The organism is Streptomyces hokutonensis (genome assembly GCF_000376565.1).
GTDB lineage: Bacteria > Actinomycetota > Actinomycetes > Streptomycetales > Streptomycetaceae > Streptomyces > Streptomyces hokutonensis.
The window spans coordinates 1-19,928 of record NZ_BARG01000106.1; the positions used below are offsets into that span (position 1 = coordinate 1).

The following is a 19,928-nucleotide window of genomic DNA, read 5'->3' on the forward strand; positions in this document are numbered from 1 at the left end:
CTCCGGCCCCGGCTCCCGCGGCCGCCCCGGCTAAGGCCCCGGCTCCGGCCGCCGCGCCGAAGAAGGCCGAGCCGGCCACCGAGGCCCCCGCCGGACCCGAATACGTGACGCTGCGCGGCCCCGCCGCCGCGGTCGCGAAGAACATGAACGCCTCGATCGAGGTGCCCACGGCCACGTCCGTGCGCGCGGTCCCGGTGAAGCTGCTCTTCGACAACCGCATCGTCATCAACAACCACCTGAAGCGCGCCCGGGGCGGGAAGATCTCCTTCACCCACCTCATCGGCTACGCGATGGTGCAGGCCATCAAGGCCATGCCGTCGATGAACTACTCCTTCGCGGAGAAGGACGGCAAGCCGACCCTGGTCAAGCCGGAGCACGTCAACTTCGGTCTCGCCATCGACCTGGTGAAGCCCAACGGCGACCGCCAGCTCGTCGTCGCCGGCATCAAGAAGGCCGAGACGCTGAACTTCTTCGAGTTCTGGCAGGCCTACGAGGACATCGTCCGCCGCGCCCGCGACGGCAAGCTGACGATGGACGACTTCACCGGCGTCACCGTCTCGCTGACCAACCCCGGCGGCCTCGGCACGGTCCACTCGGTCCCGCGTCTGATGCCCGGTCAGTCGGTCATCATGGGCGTCGGCTCCATGGACTACCCGGCGGAGTTCCAGGGCACCAGCCAGGACACCCTGAACAAGCTCGGCATCTCGAAGGTCATGACGCTCACGTCGACCTACGACCACCGGGTCATCCAGGGCGCCGCCTCCGGCGAGTTCCTGCGGATCGTCGCGAACCTCCTGCTCGGCGAGAGCGGCTTCTACGACGAGATCTTCGAGTCGCTGCGCATCCCGTACGAGCCGGTCCGCTGGCTCAAGGACATCGACGCGTCGCACGACAACGACGTGACGAAGGCCGCCCGCGTCTTCGAGCTGATCCACTCCTACCGGGTCCGCGGCCATGTCATGGCCGACACCGACCCGCTGGAGTACCGCCAGCGCAAGCACCCCGACCTGGACATCACCGAGCACGGCCTCACCCTGTGGGACCTGGAGCGGGAGTTCGCGGTCGGCGGCTTCGCCGGCAAGTCCCTGATGAAGCTGCGCGACATCCTCGGCGTGCTGCGCGACTCGTACTGCCGCACCACCGGCATCGAGTTCATGCACATCCAGGACCCGAAGCAGCGCAAGTGGATCCAGGACCGCATCGAGCGCTCGCACTCCAAGCCGGAGCGCGAGGAGCAGCTGCGCATCCTGCGCCGCCTGAACGCGGCGGAGGCCTTCGAGACCTTCCTGCAGACGAAGTACGTCGGCCAGAAGCGCTTCTCCCTCGAGGGCGGCGAGTCGGTCATCCCGCTCCTCGACGCGGTCATCGACAGCGCTGCGGAGTCCCGCCTCGACGAGGTCGTCATCGGCATGGCCCACCGCGGCCGCCTGAACGTGCTCGCGAACATCGTCGGCAAGTCGTACGCCCAGATCTTCCGCGAGTTCGAGGGCAACCTCGACCCGAAGTCGATGCACGGCTCCGGCGACGTGAAGTACCACCTGGGCGCCCAGGGCACCTTCACCGGCCTGGACGGCGAGCAGATCAAGGTCACCCTCGCGGCGAACCCGTCCCACCTGGAGACGGTCGACCCGATCATCGAGGGCATCGTCCGCGCCCGCCAGGACATCATCAACAAGGGCGGCACGGACTTCACGGTCCTGCCGGTCGCCCTGCACGGTGACGCGGCCTTCGCGGGCCAGGGCGTGGTGGCCGAGACGCTCAACATGTCGCAGCTGCGCGGCTACCGCACGGGCGGCACGGTCCACATCGTCATCAACAACCAGGTCGGCTTCACGGCGGCTCCCGAGTCGTCGCGTTCCTCGATGTACGCCACGGACGTGGCCCGCATGATCGAGGCCCCGATCTTCCACGTGAACGGCGACGACCCGGAGGCCGTGGTCCGTGTGGCCCGCCTGGCCTTCGAGTTCCGTCAGGCGTTCAACAAGGACGTGGTGATCGACCTCATCTGCTACCGCCGCCGCGGTCACAACGAGTCGGACAACCCGGCCTTCACCCAGCCCCTGATGTACGACCTGATCGACAAGAAGCGCTCGGTGCGCAAGCTCTACACCGAGTCGCTGATCGGCCGGGGCGACATCACCCTCGAGGAAGCCGAACAAGCCCTCCAGGACTACCAGGGCCAGCTGGAGAAGGTCTTCACGGAGGTCCGCGAGGCGACGGCCCAGCCGGGCGCGGCGCCGATGTCGGACCCGCAGGCGGAGTTCCCCGTCGCGGTGTCGACGGCGATCTCCACGGAGGTCGTCAAGCGGATCGCCGAGTCCCAGGTCAACATCCCGGACAACTTCCACGTCCACCCGCGCCTGCTGCCCCAGCTGCAGCGCCGGGCGACGATGGTCGAGGACGGGACGATCGACTGGGGCATGGGCGAGACGCTCGCGATCGGCTCCCTGCTGCTGGAGGGCACCCCGGTCCGCCTGTCCGGCCAGGACTCGCGCCGAGGCACGTTCGGCCAGCGCCACGCGGTCCTCATCGACCGCCAGACGGGCGAGGACTACACCCCGCTCCAGTACCTCGCCGAGGACCAGGCGCGTTACAACGTCTACGACTCGCTCCTCTCCGAGTACGCGGTCATGGGCTTCGAGTACGGCTACTCGCTGGCCCGCCCCGACGCGCTGGTGATGTGGGAGGCGCAGTTCGGCGACTTCGTCAACGGCGCGCAGTCGGTCGTCGACGAGTACATCTCGGCGGCGGAACAGAAGTGGGGCCAGACGTCCGGCGTCACCCTGCTCCTCCCGCACGGCTACGAGGGCCAGGGCCCGGACCACTCGTCCGCGCGCGTGGAACGCTTCCTCCAGCTCTGCGCCCAGAACAACATGACGGTCGCGATGCCGACCCTCCCGTCGAACTACTTCCACCTTCTCCGCTGGCAGGTGCACAACCCGCACCACAAGCCGCTGGTGGTCTTCACCCCGAAGTCGATGCTGCGCCTCAAGGCCGCCGCGTCGAAGACGGAGGAGTTCACGACGGGTCAGTTCCGCCCGGTCATCGGCGACGAGACCGTGACGGACCCGGCGGCCGTCCGCAAGGTCGTCTTCGTCACCGGCAAGCTGTACTACGACCTGGAGGCCGAGCGCGCCAAGCGCGGCACCACGGACGTGGCGATCATCCGCGTCGAGCGCCTGTACCCGCTGCCGGGTGCCGAGCTCCAGGCGGAGGTCAACAAGTACCCGAACGTCGAGAAGTACCTGTGGGCCCAGGAGGAGCCGGCGAACCAGGGTGCCTGGCCGTTCATCGCCCTCAACCTGATCGACCACCTGGACCTGGCTGTCGGCGCGGACGTCCCCCACGGGGAGCGGCTGCGGCGGATCTCCCGCCCGCACAGCTCGTCCCCGGCGGTCGGTTCCGCGAAGCGGCACCAGGCGGAGCAGGAGCAGTTGGTGCGGGAGGTGTTCGAGGCGTAACCGCCCCGAACAACCGCACGCGGCCGGGCCGCACCCCCACTCCGGGGGTGCGGCCCGGCCGTTTGCGCGCACTTATCCTTGACCCATGTACTTCACGGACCGTGGCATCGAAGAACTGGAGAAGCGGCGCGGCGAGGAAGAGGTCACCTTCGAGTGGCTCGCCGAGCAGCTGCGGACGTTCGTCGATCTGAACCCGGACTTCGAGGTCCCGGTGGAGCGCCTGGCGACCTGGCTGGCCCGGCTGGACGACGAGGACGACGACGAGTAGCAGCTCCTACGACGGTCGGTCCGGCCATAAGTAGCAGTTCCTACGACGGCCCGTCGCGCCCCTGTGTCAGTCGCGCGGGCGGGCCAGGCCGTAGGCGATGCCGAGCGTCCCGTAGGCCAGGAGCAGTACCCCCGCGGCGGTCCAGCCCGGGCTGCGGCGCCGTAGGCCCCAGGCCGTGAGCGGGAGGCCCGCCGTCAGCTGGGCGACGGACAGGGCGCTGGTCGCGTAGGTGCCGGACCAGGGGAGCCAGGGGCCCAGGCGGCTGTTGTCGACCGCTTCGAGTTCCGTGCGGACCACCTCGCGCCACGCCGAACGCTCGATCTGGCGGGCGTCCGGGCGGACGCGGGCGATCTCGCGGAGGCGGTCGGCCGGTTCGCCGGGGGTGAGGCCGGACGGAAGGGCCACTCCCGCGCGCGTGAGGACCGCCAGGAGGCCGCGCAGACGGGTGCGGGCGTCGGCCTCGGGGTCCGGTTGTGTCAGGTGGTCGAGGGACTGGAGATCCAGTACGGGGTCCAGGGCCAGTCGGGCGGCGAAGGTACGCATCGCCTCGTCCTCGCCGGCGGGGGTGCCGTCGGCGAGCCAGACGTAGCCGACGGGACGGCGGAAGCCCGAGGCCAGGGTGTAACCGGCGCGGTCGGCGTCCCACCACAGGGCGAGTACGGGCCAGGGGGCGCCGACGGCCAGGGCGGCGGCCCAGCCGGTGAGGACGCGGTCGACGGGTTCGTCGCCGTGCAGCCAGGGCCTGCCCTCGGGGACGAGCACGCTCCAGTCGTCGCCCGCGCCGGTCAGCAGCATGCGCTCGCGGAGCAGATGTGCCGCCGGAGCGACGGAATCCGCCTCCGCGCGGCAGAGCAGCAGCGCACCCGGGCCGGCAGCGGCCCGGCGTCCGACCTGGGACTTCTCCGTGGACATGGTCACACGCTAGGGCAATACGCCCCTTTCCGCCGGTCGTTGGACGGTCGGGGTCGATCGACGGTCACCGAAACGAGTGTCTTGACTTTCGACATCCGCGATATATCGTGTTTCTTGGAAGACGCGATATGGCGCGTCGTGTCCGGTCCCGTCTGTGTCCGATCCCGTCCCGCGCGGTTCGACCGAGGAGGTCTGCATCATGTCCGAGTGGTCCGTCGCAGAGCCCAAGAAGCTCACGTTCGACGAGCCCGTGAGCGATCTCCATGTACGCATCGTCAACGGAACGGTGAACGTCGTGGGGACCGACGAAGGTTCCGCCCGCCTCGAGATCTCCGAGATCGACGGGCCACCCCTGGTGGTGACCCAGCAGCACGGCACCCTGACGGTGGCCTACGAGGACCTCCCATGGAAGGGCTTCCTCAAGTGGCTCGACCGCAAGGGCTGGCGGCGCAGCGCGGTGGTCTCCCTGGCGGTTCCGGCGAGCACTCGGGTCGAGGTCGGGGTGGTCGGCGCCGCGGCCGTCGTCTCCGGGATCAGCGGGCCCTCGGTGGTGCGGGGCGTCACGGGCGACACCACCCTCGTCAGCCTCTCCGGCCCGGTCCGCGCCGAGACGGTCTCGGGGAACCTGGAGGCCCAGGCCGTCACCGGCGACCTCCGCTTCAACTCCGTCTCCGGCGACCTCACCGTCGTCGAGGGCTCGGGGCCCTCCGTGCGCGCCGAGTCGGTGACCGGCTCGATGATCGTGGACCTCGACCCGGACGGCCCGACCGACGTCCAGCTGAGCAATGTCTCGGGCGAGATCGCCATCCGGCTGCCGCATCCGGCGGACGCGGACGTCGAGGCGAACACGGCGAGCGGTTCCATCTCCAACGCCTTCGACGGACTGCGGGTGCACGGCCAGTGGGGCGCCCACAAGATCACCGGCCGCCTCGGCGCGGGCACCGGAAAGCTGCGCGCCACGACCGTCTCCGGCTCGATCGCGCTACTGCGCCGACCGGCGGCGGAGGATGAGGAAGAGGGCGTTGAGGACGACGTGACCGGTGCCCCCGCGAACGGGGCACAGGGCGACTCGGGGGACAATTCCGTTTCCGGCCCGGACGATGCTTCCGGCAGCGCCCCGGCCGACGGCACGACCGACAAGAAGGTGCTCTGACATGCCTCCCGTCTTCGCCCACGGCCGCCTCCGCCTCTACCTGCTGAAGCTGCTGGACGAGGCCCCCCGCCACGGCTACGAGGTGATCCGCCTCCTGGAGGAGCGCTTCCAGGGGCTGTACGCGCCCTCGGCGGGCACGGTCTACCCGCGCCTGGCCAAGCTGGAGGCCGAGGGCCTGGTCACCCACACCACCGAGGGCGGCCGCAAGGTGTACGCCATCACGGACGCCGGCCGCGCCGAACTGGCCGACCGCAGCGGCGAGTTGGCCGACCTGGAGCTGGAGATCCGCGAGTCCGTCGCCGAGTTGGCCGCCGAGATCCGGGCCGATGTCCGGGGCGCCGCGGGCGACCTGCGGCGCGAGATGCGCGCGGCGGCCTCCGAGGCCCGGCGGGGCACCGGCAGCGCGCGGGCCCGCGGCGGCGAACACGAAGGCGCCGCCGGGGACTTCACGGACTTCGGCGACAAGGAGTCGTGGCGCGCCGCCAAGGAGGAGATGCGCCGCGCCAAGCAGGAGTGGAAGGAACAGGCCCGGCGCGCCAAGGACGAGAGCCGGCGGGCCCGCGAGGAGGCCCAGCAGGCCCGGCGCCAGGCCAAGGAGGCACAGGCCCGGGCGTGGGCCCAGGCCCAGGAGGAGATGCAGCGCATCGGCCGCCAGGTCCAGGAGCACGCCCAGGACCACTTCGCACGCGGCGACTGGCCCACGGGCGTACGCGAGAGCCTGACCGAACTGGCAAAGGAGTTCGGGGACTTCGGGAAGGAGTTCGGCAAGGACTTCGGGTTCGGGGGGCGGCCGGGTGCGGGCAAGTCGGCTTCGGCACCGGCACCGGGGACGTCGGCACCGGAGTACAGCCAGACCCCGGAGGACTTCCCCGCGGAGTACGAACCGGCCTGGGCCCACGAGGACTCCACCGGCGACCCGGCCCGCGATCTGGACCGGCTCCTCGACCGCTTCCGGGACGACATCCGCGACGCGGCCCGCGACCGCGGTGTCACCGAGGACCAACTCCGCGACACCCGCCGCCACTTGTCCGCAGCGGCGGCGCACATCGGGGCGATACTGCGGGGCGGCCGCAAGGCCTGAGCCGAGGCCGAGGCCCGCAGACGGTGCGCCGCGCCATCGAACCGAGGCGCACCGCCCCGCCCTTCACCCCGCCTTCGCCTCTCCCCCGCCGTACAGCACCCGTGTCGCCGCCTCGTGGGTCACCCCGTGATCGGCGAGCACCTCGCCGGGCACGCCGGGGAGGATGGTCAGAGCGAGCAGGAGATGCTCGTCGCCGATGTGGCGGTCGTGGTGGGCCACGGCGATGCGCAGGGACTTCTCCAGGACGTTCTTGGCACCCCGGCCGAAGGTACGGCGGCCCGACCACCACTCTCCGCTCCTGCGGTCGCCGGACATCGCGCCGACACCGTGCACCTCCTCGACCCGGGCGACGATCTCCGAGACGTCGATGCCGAGTCCGGCGAGGGCGTCGGCCTCGGACTGCGAGAGCCCGGCCCGTCGGCGCGCGTCGCGCAGAGCCTCTCGTAGGGACTCCTTGCGTTCTTCGGTGGTGAGGCCGAGGGCGGTGAGGGTGAAGGAGGCGCGGCTGCCCTCGCGGTCGAGGAGTGCCAGGAGCAGATGTTCGGCCTCGACGGAACCGGAACCGGTCCCGGATCGCTCGCAGTGCTCCACCGCGCCCCGCACCACGGCGCGGGCGTCCTTCGTGAACCGTTCGAACATCACTGCCTCCCGTACTTCTTGTGGACGGCCTGCCTGCTGACTCCGAGTTCCGCGGCGATCTCCTGCCACGACCAGCCCTGGTTGCGCGCACTGCGCACCTGCACCGCCTCCAGCTGCTCCACGAGCTTGCGCAGCGCGGACACGGCACGGAGGCCGACCCGTGGGTCACGGTCGCCCGCGCGCTCGGCGAGATCCGTTGCTTCGGTCATGATGTCAACCTACGTTGACAGACACCCATCTGTCAATCAAAGTTGACAAACAGGTGCCGATATACGGCTGCGGCCGGCCCGGGAGGAACCGGACCGGCCGTGAGCCGGGCAGAAGATGATGAGCAGAAGGGACGGGACGTCAGCCGTTCGTGAGCACGATCTTGCCGAACTGGCCGCCGGAGTCGAGGCGTTCGAAGCCCTCGCGGGCCCGGTCCAGCGGGAGTACCTCGTCGATGACCGGGCGAACACCCGTCGTGGCGCAGAAGGCGAGCAGGTCCTCCAGCTCGTCCTTGGTGCCCATGGTCGAGCCGACGACCTTGAGTTCGAGGAAGAAGATACGGGTCAGTTCGGCGTGCGAGGGACGGTCGCCGCTCGTGGCACCGGAGATGACGATCGTGCCGCCGGGCTTGAGGGACTTCACCGAGTGGGACCAGGTGGCCGCGCCGACGGTCTCGATGACGGCGTCCACGCGCTGCGGCAGCCGAGCCCCCGGCTCCACCGCCTCCAGCGCGCCCAGCTCCAGCGCCCGCTTCCGCTTGGCCTCGTCCCGGCTGGTCGCGAAGACCCGCAGCCCGGCCGCCTTCGCGAGCACGATCGCGGCCGTGGCGACACCGCCGCCCGCGCCCTGCACGAGCACCGAATCGCCGGGCCGTACGCCGGAGTTGGTGAAGAGCATGCGGTACGCCGTCAGCCAGGCCGTCGGCAGACAGGCTGCCTCCTCGAAGGACAGCTCCTTCGGCTTCGGCAGCACGTTCCACGTCGGTACGGCGACCTGCTCCGCGAAGGTGCCCTGGTAGTGCTCGGTGAGGATGGAACGGGGTTCCCTGGGGCCGACGCCGTGACCGGTCTGGCCGATGACGGAGTGCAGGACGACCTCGTTGCCGTCCGCGTCGACGCCGGCGGCGTCGCAGCCGAGGATCATCGGCAGCTTGTCCTCCGCGAGGCCCACGCCGCGCAGGGACCACAGGTCGTGGTGGTTGAGGGAGGCGGCCCTGACATCGATGGTGCTCCAGCCCGGCCGGGCCTCGGGGGCGGGGCGCTCCCCCGACTCGAGGCCGGAGAGCGGCTGGTCGCGGTCGATTCGGGCGGCGTAGACGGCGAACATGACCTTGACGATAGGCTCCGCCGGTTGACCAGGGAACTACCGGGCGGTGTGACACATGCCCTCTTGCGCAGGGTGCCGGCCTCCTGGGGGGGGCTGAGAATCCGGACCGGCACCGACAAGCCCACCCGGCCCGCGGCCGCCGAACGACCCGAGCCACCGACGGGAAACGCCCACCCTTCACGTCACCCGAACGGGCGGGTAGGTGGGCAAAGAAATGGCCCCGCCCGAGCGGGCGGGGCCATTTGGGCTAGCGTCGGGCGACGCCCTCCGCCCGTGCCGCCGCCGCGACAGCCGCGGTGACCGCAGGCGCGACGCGCTCGTCGAACGGCGAGGGGATCACGTAGTCCGCGGCAAGGTCGTCACCGACGACACCGGCCAGCGCCTCGGCCGCCGCGATCTTCATGCCCTCGGTGATCCGAGAGGCCCGCACCTGGAGCGCGCCCGCGAAGATGCCCGGGAACGCCAGCACGTTGTTGATCTGGTTCGGGAAGTCGGACCGCCCCGTGGCGACGACCGCCGCGTACTTGTGCGCCACGTCGGGGTGCACCTCGGGGTCCGGGTTGGCCATGGCGAAGACGAACGCGCCCTCGGCCATCGAGGCGACGGCCGGCTCCGGGACCGTACCGCCGGAGACACCGATGAAGACGTCGGCGCCTTCCAGCGCCGCCTCCAGCGTCCCCGAGAGCCCCGCCTTGTTGGTGAGCTCGGCCAGTTCCCGCTTGACCGGCGTGAGGTCGTCCCGGTCGCGCGAGACGACGCCCTTGCGGTCCGTGACGGCGACGTCGCCGAGCCCTGCCTCCAGCAGGAACTTGGCGATGGCCACCCCGGCCGCGCCCGCGCCGGAGATGACGGCCCGCAGGTCGCCCAGCTCCCGCCCGGTCAGCTTCGCCGCGTTGCGCAGCGCCGCAAGCGTCACGATCGCCGTACCGTGCTGGTCGTCGTGGAAGACGGGAATGTCGAGCCGCTCCTGGAGCCTGCGCTCGATCTCGAAGCAGCGCGGCGCCGAGATGTCCTCCAGGTTGATGCCCCCGAAGGAGGGCGCGAGGCGCACCACGGTCTCGATGATCTCGTCGACGCCGGTGCAGTCCAGGGCGATCGGCACCGCGTCCACGCCGCCGAACTGCTTGAACAGGATCGCCTTGCCCTCCATGACGGGGAGGGAGGCCTCGGGACCGATGTCGCCGAGTCCGAGCACCGCCGTACCGTCCGTCACGACGGCGACCACGGACGACTTCCATGTGTAGTCGTGGACGAGTTCCGGCTGCTCCGCGATGGCGGTGCACACGCGCGCGACGCCGGGTGTGTATGCGAGGGACAGGTCGTCCTTGTCGCGGATCGGCACGGTGGCCTGCACGGCCATCTTGCCGCCGCGGTGCAGCGCGAACGCAGGATCGAAGGAATCGAGGGGCTCGGCCCCGCCGTCCTGATCCGTACTGCTGTCGCTGCGAGGATTGACGATCTCCGCTGCCACTTTGTCTTACCCCTTAAGTCTTCATTGATTTTGAGGGTGGCCACTCCCTGGTGAGGGGTGGGCGGGCACCGCGCAGGGCCCAGAGAGTTGATGCGTACGAGCACCTGCGCGACGGGCGCGCCGCACACGCGCCCTGAGCCCCGGATGAGGGGTGTAAAGAACCTTCTTACCGGACGGACGGCACCGAGGACGAGTCCAATAGGCGCAAGGTCACATCTCGTCGGCCGAGGGCGGAACGATGATCGATCACATCGTGAGACATACCGAAGATCTTCCGGCCGGAAGGAGGGATTCCAGCAGATGGTCCGTGATCAGGGCGTCCTGATGTACCGACCTGGTGCGTTTCGGGGGTCACCCGTTATCCGATTTTGACATAGGGAGTCCCCTGAATGGTTCAGTCCGAATGGCAAGATGCCCTAATCACACGAGGTCGCGACACCCGAAGGTGTGTGTTCTCGTCGACCCGTCGGCACCGCCATCCATCCGCCGGAGGAACCCATCATGACCGCACGCTCCGCCCGTCGTACGACCGCCCCGCACACCCGGCTGGCAGCGGTCGGTGCGATCGCGGTCGCCGGCTCCCTGCTGCTCGCCGGCTGCGGCGACCAGACGGACAAGAACAGCAGCTCGGACTCCTCGTCGTCGTCCTCCTCGGCGCCGCTCGCGAGCAAGCTCCCCGCCGACATCCGCAAGGCGGGTGTCATCAAGGTCGGCTCGGACATCGCGTACCCGCCGGTCGAATACATGGACAACGGCAAGGCCGTCGGCATCGACCCGGACATCGCGGCCGCGCTCGGCAAGCAGCTGGGCGTCAAGTTCGAGTTCCAGAACGGCAAGTTCGACAACCTGATCGTGGGCCTCCAGGCCAAGCGCTTCCAGGTGCTGATGTCGGCGATGAACGACACCAAGGCCCGCCAGGACGGCGTCGACTCGGACACCGGCAAGAAGGTCGGCGACGGTGTCGACTTCGTCGACTACTTCACCGCCGGTACGTCGATCCTCGTCCAGAAGGGCAACCCGAAGGGCATCAAGTCGCTCGACGACCTGTGCGGCAAGGTCGTGGCCCTGCAGAAGGGCACCACGTCCGAGGGCATCGCCAAGACGCAGAGCAAGAAGTGTACGACCGACGGCAAGAAGGCCATCAGCCTGCAGACCTTCGACACCGACCCCGAGGCGCTGCTCCGCCTCAAGCAGGGTGCGTCCGTCGCCGACCTGAACGACTTCCCGGTGGCGGCCTACAACGCGAAGACCTCCAACGGCGGCAAGGACTTCGAGGTCGTCGGCGACCAGATCGAGGCGGGCCCGTACGGCATCGCCGTCGGCAAGAGCAACACCCAGCTGCGCGACGCCCTCCAGGCCGCCCTCGCCGCGATCATGAAGAACGGCGAGTACACCAAGATCCTGCAGAAGTGGAACGTCACGGACGGCGCGGTCACCGAGGCCAAGATCAACGGCGGCTCCTGATCCCGCGCGACGCTGAAAGGCAGTCACCGTGACTGAGATTTCCGACCGGGTGCCTCCGCCCGCCCCCTCGATATCGCCCGAGCAGATCAAGGCCATCCCGGTGCGCCACTACGGCCGCTGGGTGGCCGGTGTCGTGGTCGTGGGCCTCCTGGTGCTGATCGGGATCGCGTTCTCCAACGCGAAGATCAACTACAGCGTGATCCCCGATTACCTCTTCGACCCGGGCATCGTGGCCGGCGCCTGGACCACGCTGTACATCTCGGTGCTCGCGATGCTCCTCGGGGTCGTACTCGGCGTGATCCTCGCCGTGATGCGGCTGTCGTCGAACCCGGTCACCAGTACCGTGGCCTGGTTCTACATCTGGTTCTTCCGCGGCACCCCGGTCCTGGTCCAGCTGCTGCTCTGGTACAACATCTCGCTGGTCTTCCCCGTCCTGAACCTCGGGTTCTACAAGGACGAGATGAACCAGGTGATGACACCGGTCCTGACGGCACTGCTCGGACTCGGCCTGAACGAGGCCGCGTACATGTCCGAGATCGTCCGGGCCGGCATCCAGTCGGTCGACGAGGGCCAGACCGAGGCTTCGCACGCGCTGGGCATGACGCAGGGCAAGACGCTGCGCCGGGTGGTCCTGCCGCAGGCGATGCGGGTCATCATCCCGCCGACCGGCAACGAGTTCATCAACATGCTGAAGACCTCGTCCCTGGCCTACGCCGTCCAGCTCCCCGAGCTGATCAAGAAGGCCACGGACATCTCCAGCACCTCGCTCGCAGTCGTCGAGATGTATTTCGTGGCGTGCATCTGGTACCTGTTCCTGACCACGGTCTTCAGCATCGTGCAGTACTACGTCGAGCGCCGTTACGCCCGTGGTTCGAGCCGCAGTCTGCCGCCGACCCCGTTGCAGCGGATGCGGAAGTACCTCCGCATGTTCGGCTCCTTCCGCCGCCCGGAGGTGGCCCGATGACCAGTCTCGCCAAGGACATCGCCCCGGGCACCGGCGGCCACCCCATGGTCAGGGCCGAGGCCGTGCACAAGTCGTTCGGGCTCGCGCACATCCTCAAGGGCATCGACCTGGAGGTGAATCCGCGTGAGGTGTTCTGCCTGGTCGGCCCGTCCGGCTCCGGCAAGTCCACCTTCCTGCGGTGCATCAACCACCTGGAGAAGATCAGCGCCGGGCGGCTCTACGTCGACGGCCGGCTGGTCGGCTACCGGCAACAGGGCGACAAGCTCTACGAGTTGAAGGAGAAGGAGGTCTCCGCGCAGCGGCGGGACATCGGCATGGTGTTCCAGCGCTTCAACCTCTTCCCGCACATGACGGCGCTGGAGAACGTCATGGAGGCGCCGGTCCAGGTCAAGCGCGAGACCAAGGCCGTGGCGCGGGAACGGGCGCAGCAGCTGCTGGACCGCGTGGGCCTCGGCGACCGCAAGGACCACTATCCGGCGCAGCTGTCCGGTGGCCAGCAGCAGCGGGTGGCGATCGCCCGGGCGCTGGCGATGCAGCCCAAGCTGATGCTCTTCGACGAGCCGACCTCGGCGCTCGACCCGGAACTGGTCGGCGAGGTGCTGGACGTGATGCGGGACCTCGCGGCGGACGGCATGACGATGATCGTCGTCACCCACGAGATGGGCTTCGCCCGCGAGGTCGGCGACTCGCTGGTCTTCATGGACGACGGCGTGGTGGTCGAGTCCGGCCACCCGCGCGAGGTCCTGACGAACCCTCAGCACGAGCGGACCAAGTCCTTCCTGTCCAAGGTGCTCTGAACCGCCGTACCGGAAAAGGGCTGGGGCGGAAGGGAATTCCCTTCCGCCCCAGCCCTTTTCATCCGCACATCACTCAGTGCGGATACGTCGTCCAGCCCTGGCCCGGCACATAGACCTGGTGCCCGCGCTTTTCGATGACGTCACGCGAGTCACAGGTCGCCTTGCTGCTGCCCGTACCGCTGATGGTCTTTCCGTACTTGGTCGACCGGTAGAACGTGTCGGTGTAGATACAACCGACATAGGCCCGCACCTTGCGACCGCAGGGATTCTTGGTGAAGTTCACCGTGTACGACTTGCCGCTGGTCGATCCGCTGACGCTGACCGTGCAACTCGGGTCGGCCTGGGCTCCCGCCACGAATACCGGAAGGCCACTGAAGGCCAGCACCGATACCGCGCCGACGACGATTCTCTGCTTGAGTTTCACGCTGTCCCCCTGAATGTGCGGCCGAGGCTCACTTGGCGCTGATGTACCCGGTGTACGCGTAGGAGATGAACTGCGCGGCACCGCGCGGCCCGTCCTGGATGAAGCCCGTGAACAGCACGTAGTTCTGCGGGCCTTCCTTGAAGTCGTAGTCGCAGACCTTCGGCGCGTTGAACGCGCCGTCGGTGTCGGCGCACTGGCCGACCCGGCCCGAGCCGTCCATCGCCTTCCACTTCACGACGGCACGCATACCGTCCTTGCGAAGGTCGTTGACAATGAACTTGTCCCCGTCGGCGTCGAAACAGATGTCATAGACGGATCCCTGATCCACGGCACATGTCTTGCTCGCCGCACTGGCGGGAGTCCCCGCCAGCAAAGTCCCAGCAGCCGCGATGGTCAGCGCGGCAACTGCGGACAAAGGCCGAAACTTCATTTGGGACCTTTCCCCACTCCAAGCCCCCCGTGGACTTGGAGTGAGCATTGGATCACTACCCAAATGAAGAAGCAAGCAATTTGCTTGAGTAACTACGCGGCCCGGATGGGCATTTCGGATATACCGGAACCGCGACTCCTACTTCAGCGCCAGCAGCAACGTGTCCGAAGGCGAGCACCACACCGCCCGCGCCTCCCCGAACCCCTTCTCGCGGAGCACGCGTGCGTGCCACGCCGGTGAGGGCATGTCGCCGTCCGCGTGGTCGCCGTAGATCTCGAAGCGGCGGGCGGTCGGGGCGGCGAGGACCGGGTCCTGGGCGGCGAGTTGCCACCACTCGGCCCAGTCGAGGGCGCCGTTCTTCTGGGCCTGTTCCATGCGGGACTGGCTGCGGGTGCGCTCGATCGCGTTGATCCGGGGCGTGGTGTCGTCGATCATGTGGTCGGCGTTCATGAAGACGCCGCCGTAGCGGACGAGTTCGGCGAGTTGGCCGTAGAGGGCCGCGAGGGGTTCGTTGCGCAACCAGTGCAGGGCCGTGGCGGTGAGGACCGCGTCGTACGAGTCGTACGGCAGCCCGGTCGTCCACCGCGGGTCCTTGAGGTCTGCCGTGACGAAGGAGACCCGCTCGTCGCCCTCGAAGGTGCCGCGGGCGATGGTGAGGAGGGCGGGATCGAGGTCGACGCCGGTGCTGGTGGCGTTCGGGAAGCGGGCCAGCAGCCTGGCCGTGATGCTGCCGGTGCCGCAGGCGAGGTCGAGGACGCGCGGCTCGGGCCCGACGCAGGCCTCGACCATGTCGAGCATGATCCGGAAGCGGCCCTCCCGGTCGGGCATGTACCACTCCTGCTGCCGGTCCCAGCTCTCCTGCCAGGACTGCCAGTCGGTTCCGACACCGGTCGTCATGAGGACCCCCTGTCCACACACTGTGGCCTTGCCACTGTCGTAATACCCTGGAAGCACGATCAGCTGTTACCCGACCGCATCCACGACCATAGAGCGCCTCCGTAAGGACTACAAGTGGAACTGGCCTATTACTCGGACTATGCCGTACGCCTCGTCAACACCGAGGAACCGGCCCGGGGCAAGGACGCCCTGACCTCGGTCGAGGCCGTGCGGGACCTGTTCGGCACCAACAAGGAGGCGGCCCGCCGCGCCACCGACGCCGACGTCACCCGCTTCCGTTCGGTCCGGGCGCGGCTGCGGGCGGTCTTCGAGGCTGCCGACGGCGGCGACGAGACCCTCTCCGTGAACCTGCTGAACTCGCTCCTCCTGGAGTTCCCGGTCAGCCCGCAGATCTCCGGGCACAACTTCCGGGACGAGGACGGCCGCCCGCTGTGGCACATGCACCTCGCGGACCACCCGTCGAACGCGACCGCCGGCTACGCGGCCATCGCGGCGATGGGCCTGGCCTTCCATCTCACCGAGTACGGCGTCGACCGCCTGGGCCTGTGCGAGGCGCCCCCGTGCCGCAACGCCTACCTGGACACCTCGACCAACCGCTCCCGGCGCTACTGCTCGGACCGCTGCGCGACCCGCGCCAACGTGGCCGCCTACCGGGCCCGGAAGCGCCTGGAGGCCGACCGGTCGGAGAGGACGGGCCTGGCGGCCGAGAGCGCCCAGCGGGCGAGCGCGAACGGCGAACGCTGACCGGGCCCGAGCGGCCGGTACCGGAAGCGCACCCTGCCCAGCACCAGGTCCTCGGGCACGGTGCCGTAGTCGGTGCTGTCCCCGCCGGCGAACGCGTTGTCCCCGAGCACCCACCAGCCGCCGTCCCGCCGCTCCACGGCCCGCTTGACGACCAGCAGGTCCTGCTGGAACGGATGCCGCAGCACGACGACGTCCCCGGGCCTGACCCTGGCGCCGTACTGGACCACGAGCAGATCCCCGTGGACCAGCGTCGGCACCATGGACGGCCCGGTCACCTCGGCCGTCCCGAAGGGCAGTACGGCCCTCCCGCGCTCGGTCTCCTGCGACAGCTCCGGCATCCCCGGCACCTCCCCGGTCCTATCCTCCACCAGTCTGAGTCCGACCCCGTACTTTTGTCCTAAGCCCATGGGGGCACTCGCGAAATCAGCTTCTCCAGGGAGTAATGTCCCACCTGAGAAGACGATCACGAGGAAGGAACGCTCCATGCTTTCCCGCCTGTTTGCCCCCAAGGTGAAGGTCAGCGCGCACTGCGACCTGCCCTGCGGTGTGTACGACCCGGCCCAGGCCCGCATCGAGGCGGAGTCGGTGAAGGCCGTACAGGACAAGATGGCCGCCAACGACGACCCGCACTTCCAGGCGCGTGCCACCGTCATCAAGGAACAGCGCGCCGAGCTCGCGAAGCACCACGTCTCGGTGCTCTGGAGCGACTACTTCAAGCCCCCGCACTTCGAGAAGTACCCGGAGCTGCACCAGCTGGTCAACGACACCCTGAAGGCCCTCTCGGCCGCCAAGGCGTCCACCGACCCGGCGACGGGCCAGAAGGCGCTGGACTACATCGCCCAGATCGACAAGATCTTCTGGGAGACCAAGAAGGCCTGACATCCAGTCGGCCCGGCCCGGTCGACCGGCGGTCGGTGCACCATCGACGGTCAGTGGGCATGGGGAAGGGGCTCCGCCGGTTCGCCGGCGGGGCCCCTTCGTCGTTCCCGCCCACGTCAACGACGGCAGACGAGGACGCCTCCCAGGCATGTGATCTCGAAGACGCGGTGCTGGTCGATGTGTTCGACGAGAATGGTGCGGGCCCGCTCGATCGTGGCGTCGAAGGGCACGTCGTGCTGATCCGCCCAGGCCCGGTAGGAAGCCATGTGCGCGATGACCGGCTCAGGATCGTCGACCGTGATGGTGCCGGGCAGTTCCATCGTCTCCACCCGCCCGAACTCCTCTCCCAGGAAGGCCGATGCCTTCTCCAGGGAGAAACGGGCGCTGAGCGATATACGGGCGGGTCCACGTCCAATGCCGAGGACGTCGCCTGCGGCCCGCCGCCACAGGTCGTCGAGTTCCGCCTTGTCCCGGTCGCTGTTGGTGGAGGCGATCACCAGCCCGTCGCGGCTGACTACGCGGGACAACTCCCTTACTGCCAGGGGGATGTCGGGGACGTGGTAGAGCATGTGCAGCGCCAGGGCGGCGTCGACGCTCCCGGCCGTCAGCGGCAGGCGGGTGGCGTCCGCCACGGCAACAAGGCCGGGGACGTCGGCGAGGATGCCGGGGGCGATGTCCAGGCCCAACAGGGCCAGATCGGGACGGTCCTCGCGCAGCCGCTGGATGAACTTGCCGTTGCCACAACCGACATCGACCACACGTCCGCGCTTCCGCACACCGCTCAGCTTCTCGGCGACGATGCCGGGCAGGTCGTAACGAGGCGTCTGCCACTGGTAGAGCGACTGGCGAGCGGCGAGATCCCGGCCGCTGCTGTAGGCGCTTCCGGCGAGGCGGCTCCGGTCGGTGACGGCGGCGGCGTATGCGGCGGACAGTTCGGTCACGTCGAGAACTCCCAGACTTGGTCAAGGGGTCATGAGGACGCCTTCACGGCTTACCGAGGCCTGTGGTCCCAATTCTCACCAACTTCCGCAATCCTGCGTGCCATTGAGCGCACACGGCCGTTGGTTTGAGCCGTATCCAAGCGTTGAAGCACCTGCTGACAGGCTCAAGCCGTTGATGCGCCCGCCACATAATTTCCGGCCCAAGTCGCGATGGTGTCCAGGTGCTCAACCTGCAGACCTACCCGACAAGCAGGCTGTACGAGCAGCGTGAGACTCCCCCTCTTGGTACGTCGGTCGGCCCACTCGTGGTCCAGGGTCGTGAAGTCGTCATCGATCCATGCGGCTGGGGCGTCGCCGAGCCAGGTGTCGACGTGATCGCGTTTCCACAGGTAGCCGTTGGGATGGCTGGTAGTGATCTGCGGGCGCGGCAGGTCGATGTACGGCAGGGGCGGTAGGCCGAGGAGCGGCCCGACGACGTTGGTGGCGTCCTGGCGCCAGCTGCTGCACCAGACCGGGGTGACCAGGCCGCTGCGGATGATGTTCATGAGCAAGGGGCCGTGGACGGGGTTGAGCCAGACAGTGACCGGGTCGTCGACGCTCCGGCCGGTGGGCACGACTTCCTGGCGGGTGTGGGTCGCCGGGCTGGCTCCCGCCTCGTTCGGGAAAGGTATGAGAACGCCGTCGATGTCGAGGAGCAGGTAGGGCGGGCGCATCGGTTTCTCCCTGGGGAGCCGTGGTGGGGGTCAGAGCTTGCGCGCGGTGATGAGGAGAGTGGTGGGCCAGCGGCCACCGTGGCGGGCGTCATGGAACTCCTCGGCCGAGGTGAGCCAGAGCCCGGCGCGGTCGAGGTGTTTCTCCCAGCGGTCGACGTTGAAGTCCCAGCGGGCGATGGGGAGTCGGCGTCGGTCGGGGAGCGTGACGAAGTCGCGTCGGGGCCGGTCGTCGGTGGCGGGGCGTAGGCCGCCGCGCTGGGGGTGGGGGACCGAGAAGGCGAGCGTGCGCCCGGGTTTGAGGTGCTGGGCGATGGCCGGGAGCAGAAGCTCGGGAGCTACGAGCCCGATGGCGCCGAAGACCGAGTAGACGGCGTCGAACTGCTCGTCTGTGGCTTGCAGGTAGTGCAGGGCGTGGCCGGCGACGAAGGTGAGGTTGTTCAGCCGGCCGTAGTGCGAGCGGGCTCGGCGGACCTGGAGGCCGACGAGGTCGACGCCGGTGACGTGGGCGCCGTAGCGGGTGGCGAGGTGGGCGGCGTTGTGGCCGGGGCCGCAGCCGAGTTCGAGCAGTCGCTTGTGGCTCAGGTCCGGGCCGAGGATTTCGGCGCTGGGTCCGCTGCCGGGCCGGGTGGTCCATTCCATCCGGGCGGGTACGGACAGTGGTTCGGCGGGGCTGGCCGTCGTGCGCTGGAGGGCGTGGACGTACCAGGGGGACGCCTGGGCGAGCACGTCAGACCTCCAGGAGGTGGAGGACGTCGGTGAGGTGGCGGCGTACGGCCTTGATGTAGGCGGGGTCGGTGGCCGGGTCGTTGATCCAGCGGATCGACTGCTCCATGAACCACTCGACGGCCCACATGCGGTGCCAGCCCAAAGCCCATTTCTCGGCAGGCAGTCCGCCGCGTTCGGCGAGGGCGTCGGGGGTGCCGCCTTGGGTGACGTAGGTGTCCAGGAAGACGCGCAGGCGTACCGGGTCAGCGGTGTCGAGGGTGCCGTGCCAGCTGGCGAGGTCGAGCAGGCCGGGTCCGGTGAAGGCGCGGGCGAAGTCCAGCAGTCGCCAGCCACGTTGACCGATGTGGAGGCTGGTGGGGTGGAACTCCGAGTGCACCCAGCCGAACGGAGCCACCGTCGTACCAGCCGAGCGTGCCTCGGCGGCCTGGGCGATCCGGTCGAGCGCGTCTTCGACGTCGTCCGTGTCCTGCCACCGGTCGGCCTTGCGAAGTCGGCCGAGGTGCTCCAGGGCTCGGCTCGGCAGGGTGCGTAGCCGTTCCTGGTCGAGGACGGGCAGGGCGGAGGCGGTGCGGGTGCCGTGCAGGACGACGGCTGCGGCTGCGCCGTCGAGATCGTCGGCCTCACGGATGGGGGCGCCGAGGTCTTCCAGC

Annotated in this window: 22 protein-coding genes; 9 read left to right on the top strand and 13 right to left on the bottom strand. The window is 69.0% G+C overall.

Annotated features, from left to right (window positions below):
• On the top strand, positions 1–3,461 hold a 3,461-nt coding region (locus SSP08S_RS50085; RefSeq protein WP_019075208.1), incomplete at its 5' end, for a multifunctional oxoglutarate decarboxylase/oxoglutarate dehydrogenase thiamine pyrophosphate-binding subunit/dihydrolipoyllysine-residue succinyltransferase subunit.
• Between the two features lie 85 nt (positions 3,462–3,546).
• The gene (locus SSP08S_RS50090; RefSeq protein ID WP_019075209.1) at positions 3,547–3,729 is read left to right on the top strand and encodes a DUF6104 family protein; all 183 of its coding nucleotides are present in this window, start codon (positions 3,547–3,549) and stop codon (positions 3,727–3,729) included.
• 66 nt (positions 3,730–3,795) lie between these two features.
• Here SSP08S_RS50090 and SSP08S_RS50095 read toward each other — a convergent pair whose 3' ends face one another.
• Positions 3,796–4,641: a hypothetical protein gene (locus SSP08S_RS50095; protein ID WP_019075210.1), complete on the bottom strand. Its 846-nt coding sequence runs from the start codon at positions 4,639–4,641 to the stop codon at positions 3,796–3,798.
• 199 nt (positions 4,642–4,840) lie between these two features.
• On the opposite strand from SSP08S_RS50095, the gene SSP08S_RS50100 reads away from it, so the two are divergent.
• Together SSP08S_RS50100 and SSP08S_RS50105 are read left to right on the top strand one after the other, a co-directional pair.
• Positions 4,841–5,794, top strand: a complete 954-nt coding sequence (locus tag SSP08S_RS50100; protein ID WP_026179511.1) for a DUF4097 family beta strand repeat-containing protein — start codon at positions 4,841–4,843, stop codon at positions 5,792–5,794.
• A gap of 1 nt (position 5,795) precedes the next feature.
• Positions 5,796–6,875 carry a PadR family transcriptional regulator gene (locus SSP08S_RS50105; protein WP_019075212.1) on the top strand — a complete coding sequence of 360 codons (1,080 nt, stop codon included), beginning with the start codon at positions 5,796–5,798 and terminating at the stop codon, positions 6,873–6,875.
• 63 nt (positions 6,876–6,938) lie between these two features.
• Here the strand turns inward: SSP08S_RS50105 and SSP08S_RS50110 are convergent, their stop codons facing one another.
• The 4 genes from SSP08S_RS50110 to SSP08S_RS50125 form a co-directional block, all read right to left on the bottom strand.
• The gene (locus tag SSP08S_RS50110) at positions 6,939–7,514 is read right to left on the bottom strand and encodes a Clp protease N-terminal domain-containing protein (RefSeq protein ID WP_019075213.1); all 576 of its coding nucleotides are present in this window, start codon (positions 7,512–7,514) and stop codon (positions 6,939–6,941) included.
• On the bottom strand, positions 7,514–7,723 hold the full coding sequence (locus SSP08S_RS50115) for a helix-turn-helix domain-containing protein (RefSeq protein ID WP_019058236.1): 210 nt from the start codon (positions 7,721–7,723) through the stop codon (positions 7,514–7,516). The genes SSP08S_RS50110 and SSP08S_RS50115 overlap by 1 nt, the downstream gene beginning before the upstream one ends.
• Positions 7,724–7,862: 139 nt before the next feature.
• Positions 7,863–8,828, bottom strand: a complete 966-nt coding sequence (locus SSP08S_RS50120) for a zinc-binding dehydrogenase (RefSeq protein WP_019075214.1) — start codon at positions 8,826–8,828, stop codon at positions 7,863–7,865.
• 247 nt (positions 8,829–9,075) lie between these two features.
• Entirely contained in the window at positions 9,076–10,299 is a 1,224-nt protein-coding gene (locus SSP08S_RS50125) for an NAD(P)-dependent malic enzyme (RefSeq protein ID WP_019075215.1), read from the bottom strand.
• Between the two features lie 501 nt (positions 10,300–10,800).
• On the opposite strand from SSP08S_RS50125, the gene SSP08S_RS50130 reads away from it, so the two are divergent.
• From SSP08S_RS50130 to SSP08S_RS50140, 3 genes are read left to right on the top strand one after another with little or no spacing between them, the layout of a single operon-like run.
• Positions 10,801–11,763 (top strand): ABC transporter substrate-binding protein, encoded by a 963-nt coding sequence (locus SSP08S_RS50130; RefSeq protein ID WP_019075216.1) that lies wholly within the window; start codon positions 10,801–10,803, stop codon positions 11,761–11,763.
• Positions 11,764–11,791: 28 nt separating this feature from the next.
• Complete coding sequence (locus tag SSP08S_RS50135) at positions 11,792–12,727, top strand: amino acid ABC transporter permease (protein ID WP_026179512.1); 936 nt, start codon at positions 11,792–11,794, stop codon at positions 12,725–12,727.
• Entirely contained in the window at positions 12,724–13,524 is an 801-nt protein-coding gene (locus tag SSP08S_RS50140; protein WP_019075218.1) for an amino acid ABC transporter ATP-binding protein, read from the top strand. The genes SSP08S_RS50135 and SSP08S_RS50140 overlap by 4 nt, the downstream gene beginning before the upstream one ends.
• A gap of 73 nt (positions 13,525–13,597) precedes the next feature.
• Here SSP08S_RS50140 and SSP08S_RS50145 read toward each other — a convergent pair whose 3' ends face one another.
• The 3 genes from SSP08S_RS50145 to SSP08S_RS50155 all read right to left on the bottom strand — a co-directional run bounded on the left by SSP08S_RS50145 (position 13,598) and on the right by SSP08S_RS50155 (position 15,275).
• Positions 13,598–13,948, bottom strand: coding sequence for a hypothetical protein (locus tag SSP08S_RS50145; RefSeq protein WP_019075219.1), 351 nt, complete (start codon positions 13,946–13,948; stop codon positions 13,598–13,600).
• A gap of 28 nt (positions 13,949–13,976) precedes the next feature.
• On the bottom strand, positions 13,977–14,276 hold the full coding sequence (locus SSP08S_RS50150) for a hypothetical protein (RefSeq protein WP_019075220.1): 300 nt from the start codon (positions 14,274–14,276) through the stop codon (positions 13,977–13,979).
• 240 nt (positions 14,277–14,516) lie between these two features.
• On the bottom strand, positions 14,517–15,275 hold the full coding sequence (locus SSP08S_RS50155; RefSeq protein ID WP_019075221.1) for a class I SAM-dependent methyltransferase: 759 nt from the start codon (positions 15,273–15,275) through the stop codon (positions 14,517–14,519).
• Between the two features lie 114 nt (positions 15,276–15,389).
• Here SSP08S_RS50155 and SSP08S_RS50160 point away from each other — a divergent pair, with 114 nt between their 5' ends.
• Positions 15,390–16,019, top strand: a complete 630-nt coding sequence (locus SSP08S_RS50160; RefSeq protein ID WP_019075222.1) for a CGNR zinc finger domain-containing protein — start codon at positions 15,390–15,392, stop codon at positions 16,017–16,019.
• On the opposite strand, the gene sodX is transcribed toward SSP08S_RS50160, so the two are convergent.
• Complete coding sequence (gene sodX, locus SSP08S_RS50165) at positions 15,923–16,357, bottom strand: nickel-type superoxide dismutase maturation protease (RefSeq protein WP_019075223.1); 435 nt, start codon at positions 16,355–16,357, stop codon at positions 15,923–15,925. The genes SSP08S_RS50160 and sodX overlap by 97 nt on opposite strands.
• Before the next feature lie 145 nt (positions 16,358–16,502).
• On the opposite strand from sodX, the gene sodN reads away from it, so the two are divergent.
• Complete coding sequence (gene sodN, locus SSP08S_RS50170) at positions 16,503–16,898, top strand: superoxide dismutase, Ni (protein WP_019075224.1); 396 nt, start codon at positions 16,503–16,505, stop codon at positions 16,896–16,898.
• A gap of 116 nt (positions 16,899–17,014) precedes the next feature.
• Here sodN and SSP08S_RS50175 read toward each other — a convergent pair whose 3' ends face one another.
• From SSP08S_RS50175 to SSP08S_RS50190, 4 genes are all read right to left on the bottom strand, one after another.
• A complete protein-coding gene (locus SSP08S_RS50175) occupies positions 17,015–17,839 on the bottom strand; it encodes a class I SAM-dependent methyltransferase (protein ID WP_019075225.1) in 825 nt (274 codons plus the stop codon).
• Positions 17,840–18,003: 164 nt separating this feature from the next.
• Entirely contained in the window at positions 18,004–18,552 is a 549-nt protein-coding gene (locus SSP08S_RS50180) for an HAD domain-containing protein (protein ID WP_019075226.1), read from the bottom strand.
• A gap of 30 nt (positions 18,553–18,582) precedes the next feature.
• Positions 18,583–19,278: a class I SAM-dependent methyltransferase gene (locus SSP08S_RS50185; protein WP_019075227.1), complete on the bottom strand. Its 696-nt coding sequence runs from the start codon at positions 19,276–19,278 to the stop codon at positions 18,583–18,585.
• A gap of 1 nt (position 19,279) precedes the next feature.
• On the bottom strand, positions 19,280–19,928 hold a 649-nt coding region (locus SSP08S_RS50190; RefSeq protein ID WP_019075228.1), incomplete at its 5' end, for a phosphotransferase family protein.

Bases quoted from the DNA above. Each gene is read 5' to 3' on its own strand.
- SSP08S_RS50180 (WP_019075226.1), bottom strand. From the start codon at position 18,552: ATGCGCCCGCCCTACCTGCTCCTCGACATCGACGGCGTTCTCATACCT.
- SSP08S_RS50120 (WP_019075214.1), bottom strand. From the start codon at position 8,828: ATGTTCGCCGTCTACGCCGCCCGAATCGACCGCGACCAGCCGCTCTCC.
- SSP08S_RS50095 (WP_019075210.1), bottom strand. From the start codon at position 4,641: ATGTCCACGGAGAAGTCCCAGGTCGGACGCCGGGCCGCTGCCGGCCCG.
- sodN (WP_019075224.1), top strand. From the start codon at position 16,503: ATGCTTTCCCGCCTGTTTGCCCCCAAGGTGAAGGTCAGCGCGCACTGC.
- SSP08S_RS50110 (WP_019075213.1), bottom strand. From the start codon at position 7,514: ATGTTCGAACGGTTCACGAAGGACGCCCGCGCCGTGGTGCGGGGCGCG.
- SSP08S_RS50130 (WP_019075216.1), top strand. From the start codon at position 10,801: ATGACCGCACGCTCCGCCCGTCGTACGACCGCCCCGCACACCCGGCTG.
- sodX (WP_019075223.1), bottom strand. From the start codon at position 16,357: ATGCCGGAGCTGTCGCAGGAGACCGAGCGCGGGAGGGCCGTACTGCCC.
- SSP08S_RS50155 (WP_019075221.1), bottom strand. From the start codon at position 15,275: ATGACGACCGGTGTCGGAACCGACTGGCAGTCCTGGCAGGAGAGCTGG.
- SSP08S_RS50140 (WP_019075218.1), top strand. From the start codon at position 12,724: ATGACCAGTCTCGCCAAGGACATCGCCCCGGGCACCGGCGGCCACCCC.
- SSP08S_RS50090 (WP_019075209.1), top strand. From the start codon at position 3,547: ATGTACTTCACGGACCGTGGCATCGAAGAACTGGAGAAGCGGCGCGGC.
- SSP08S_RS50105 (WP_019075212.1), top strand. From the start codon at position 5,796: ATGCCTCCCGTCTTCGCCCACGGCCGCCTCCGCCTCTACCTGCTGAAG.
- SSP08S_RS50115 (WP_019058236.1), bottom strand. From the start codon at position 7,723: ATGACCGAAGCAACGGATCTCGCCGAGCGCGCGGGCGACCGTGACCCA.
- SSP08S_RS50100 (WP_026179511.1), top strand. From the start codon at position 4,841: ATGTCCGAGTGGTCCGTCGCAGAGCCCAAGAAGCTCACGTTCGACGAG.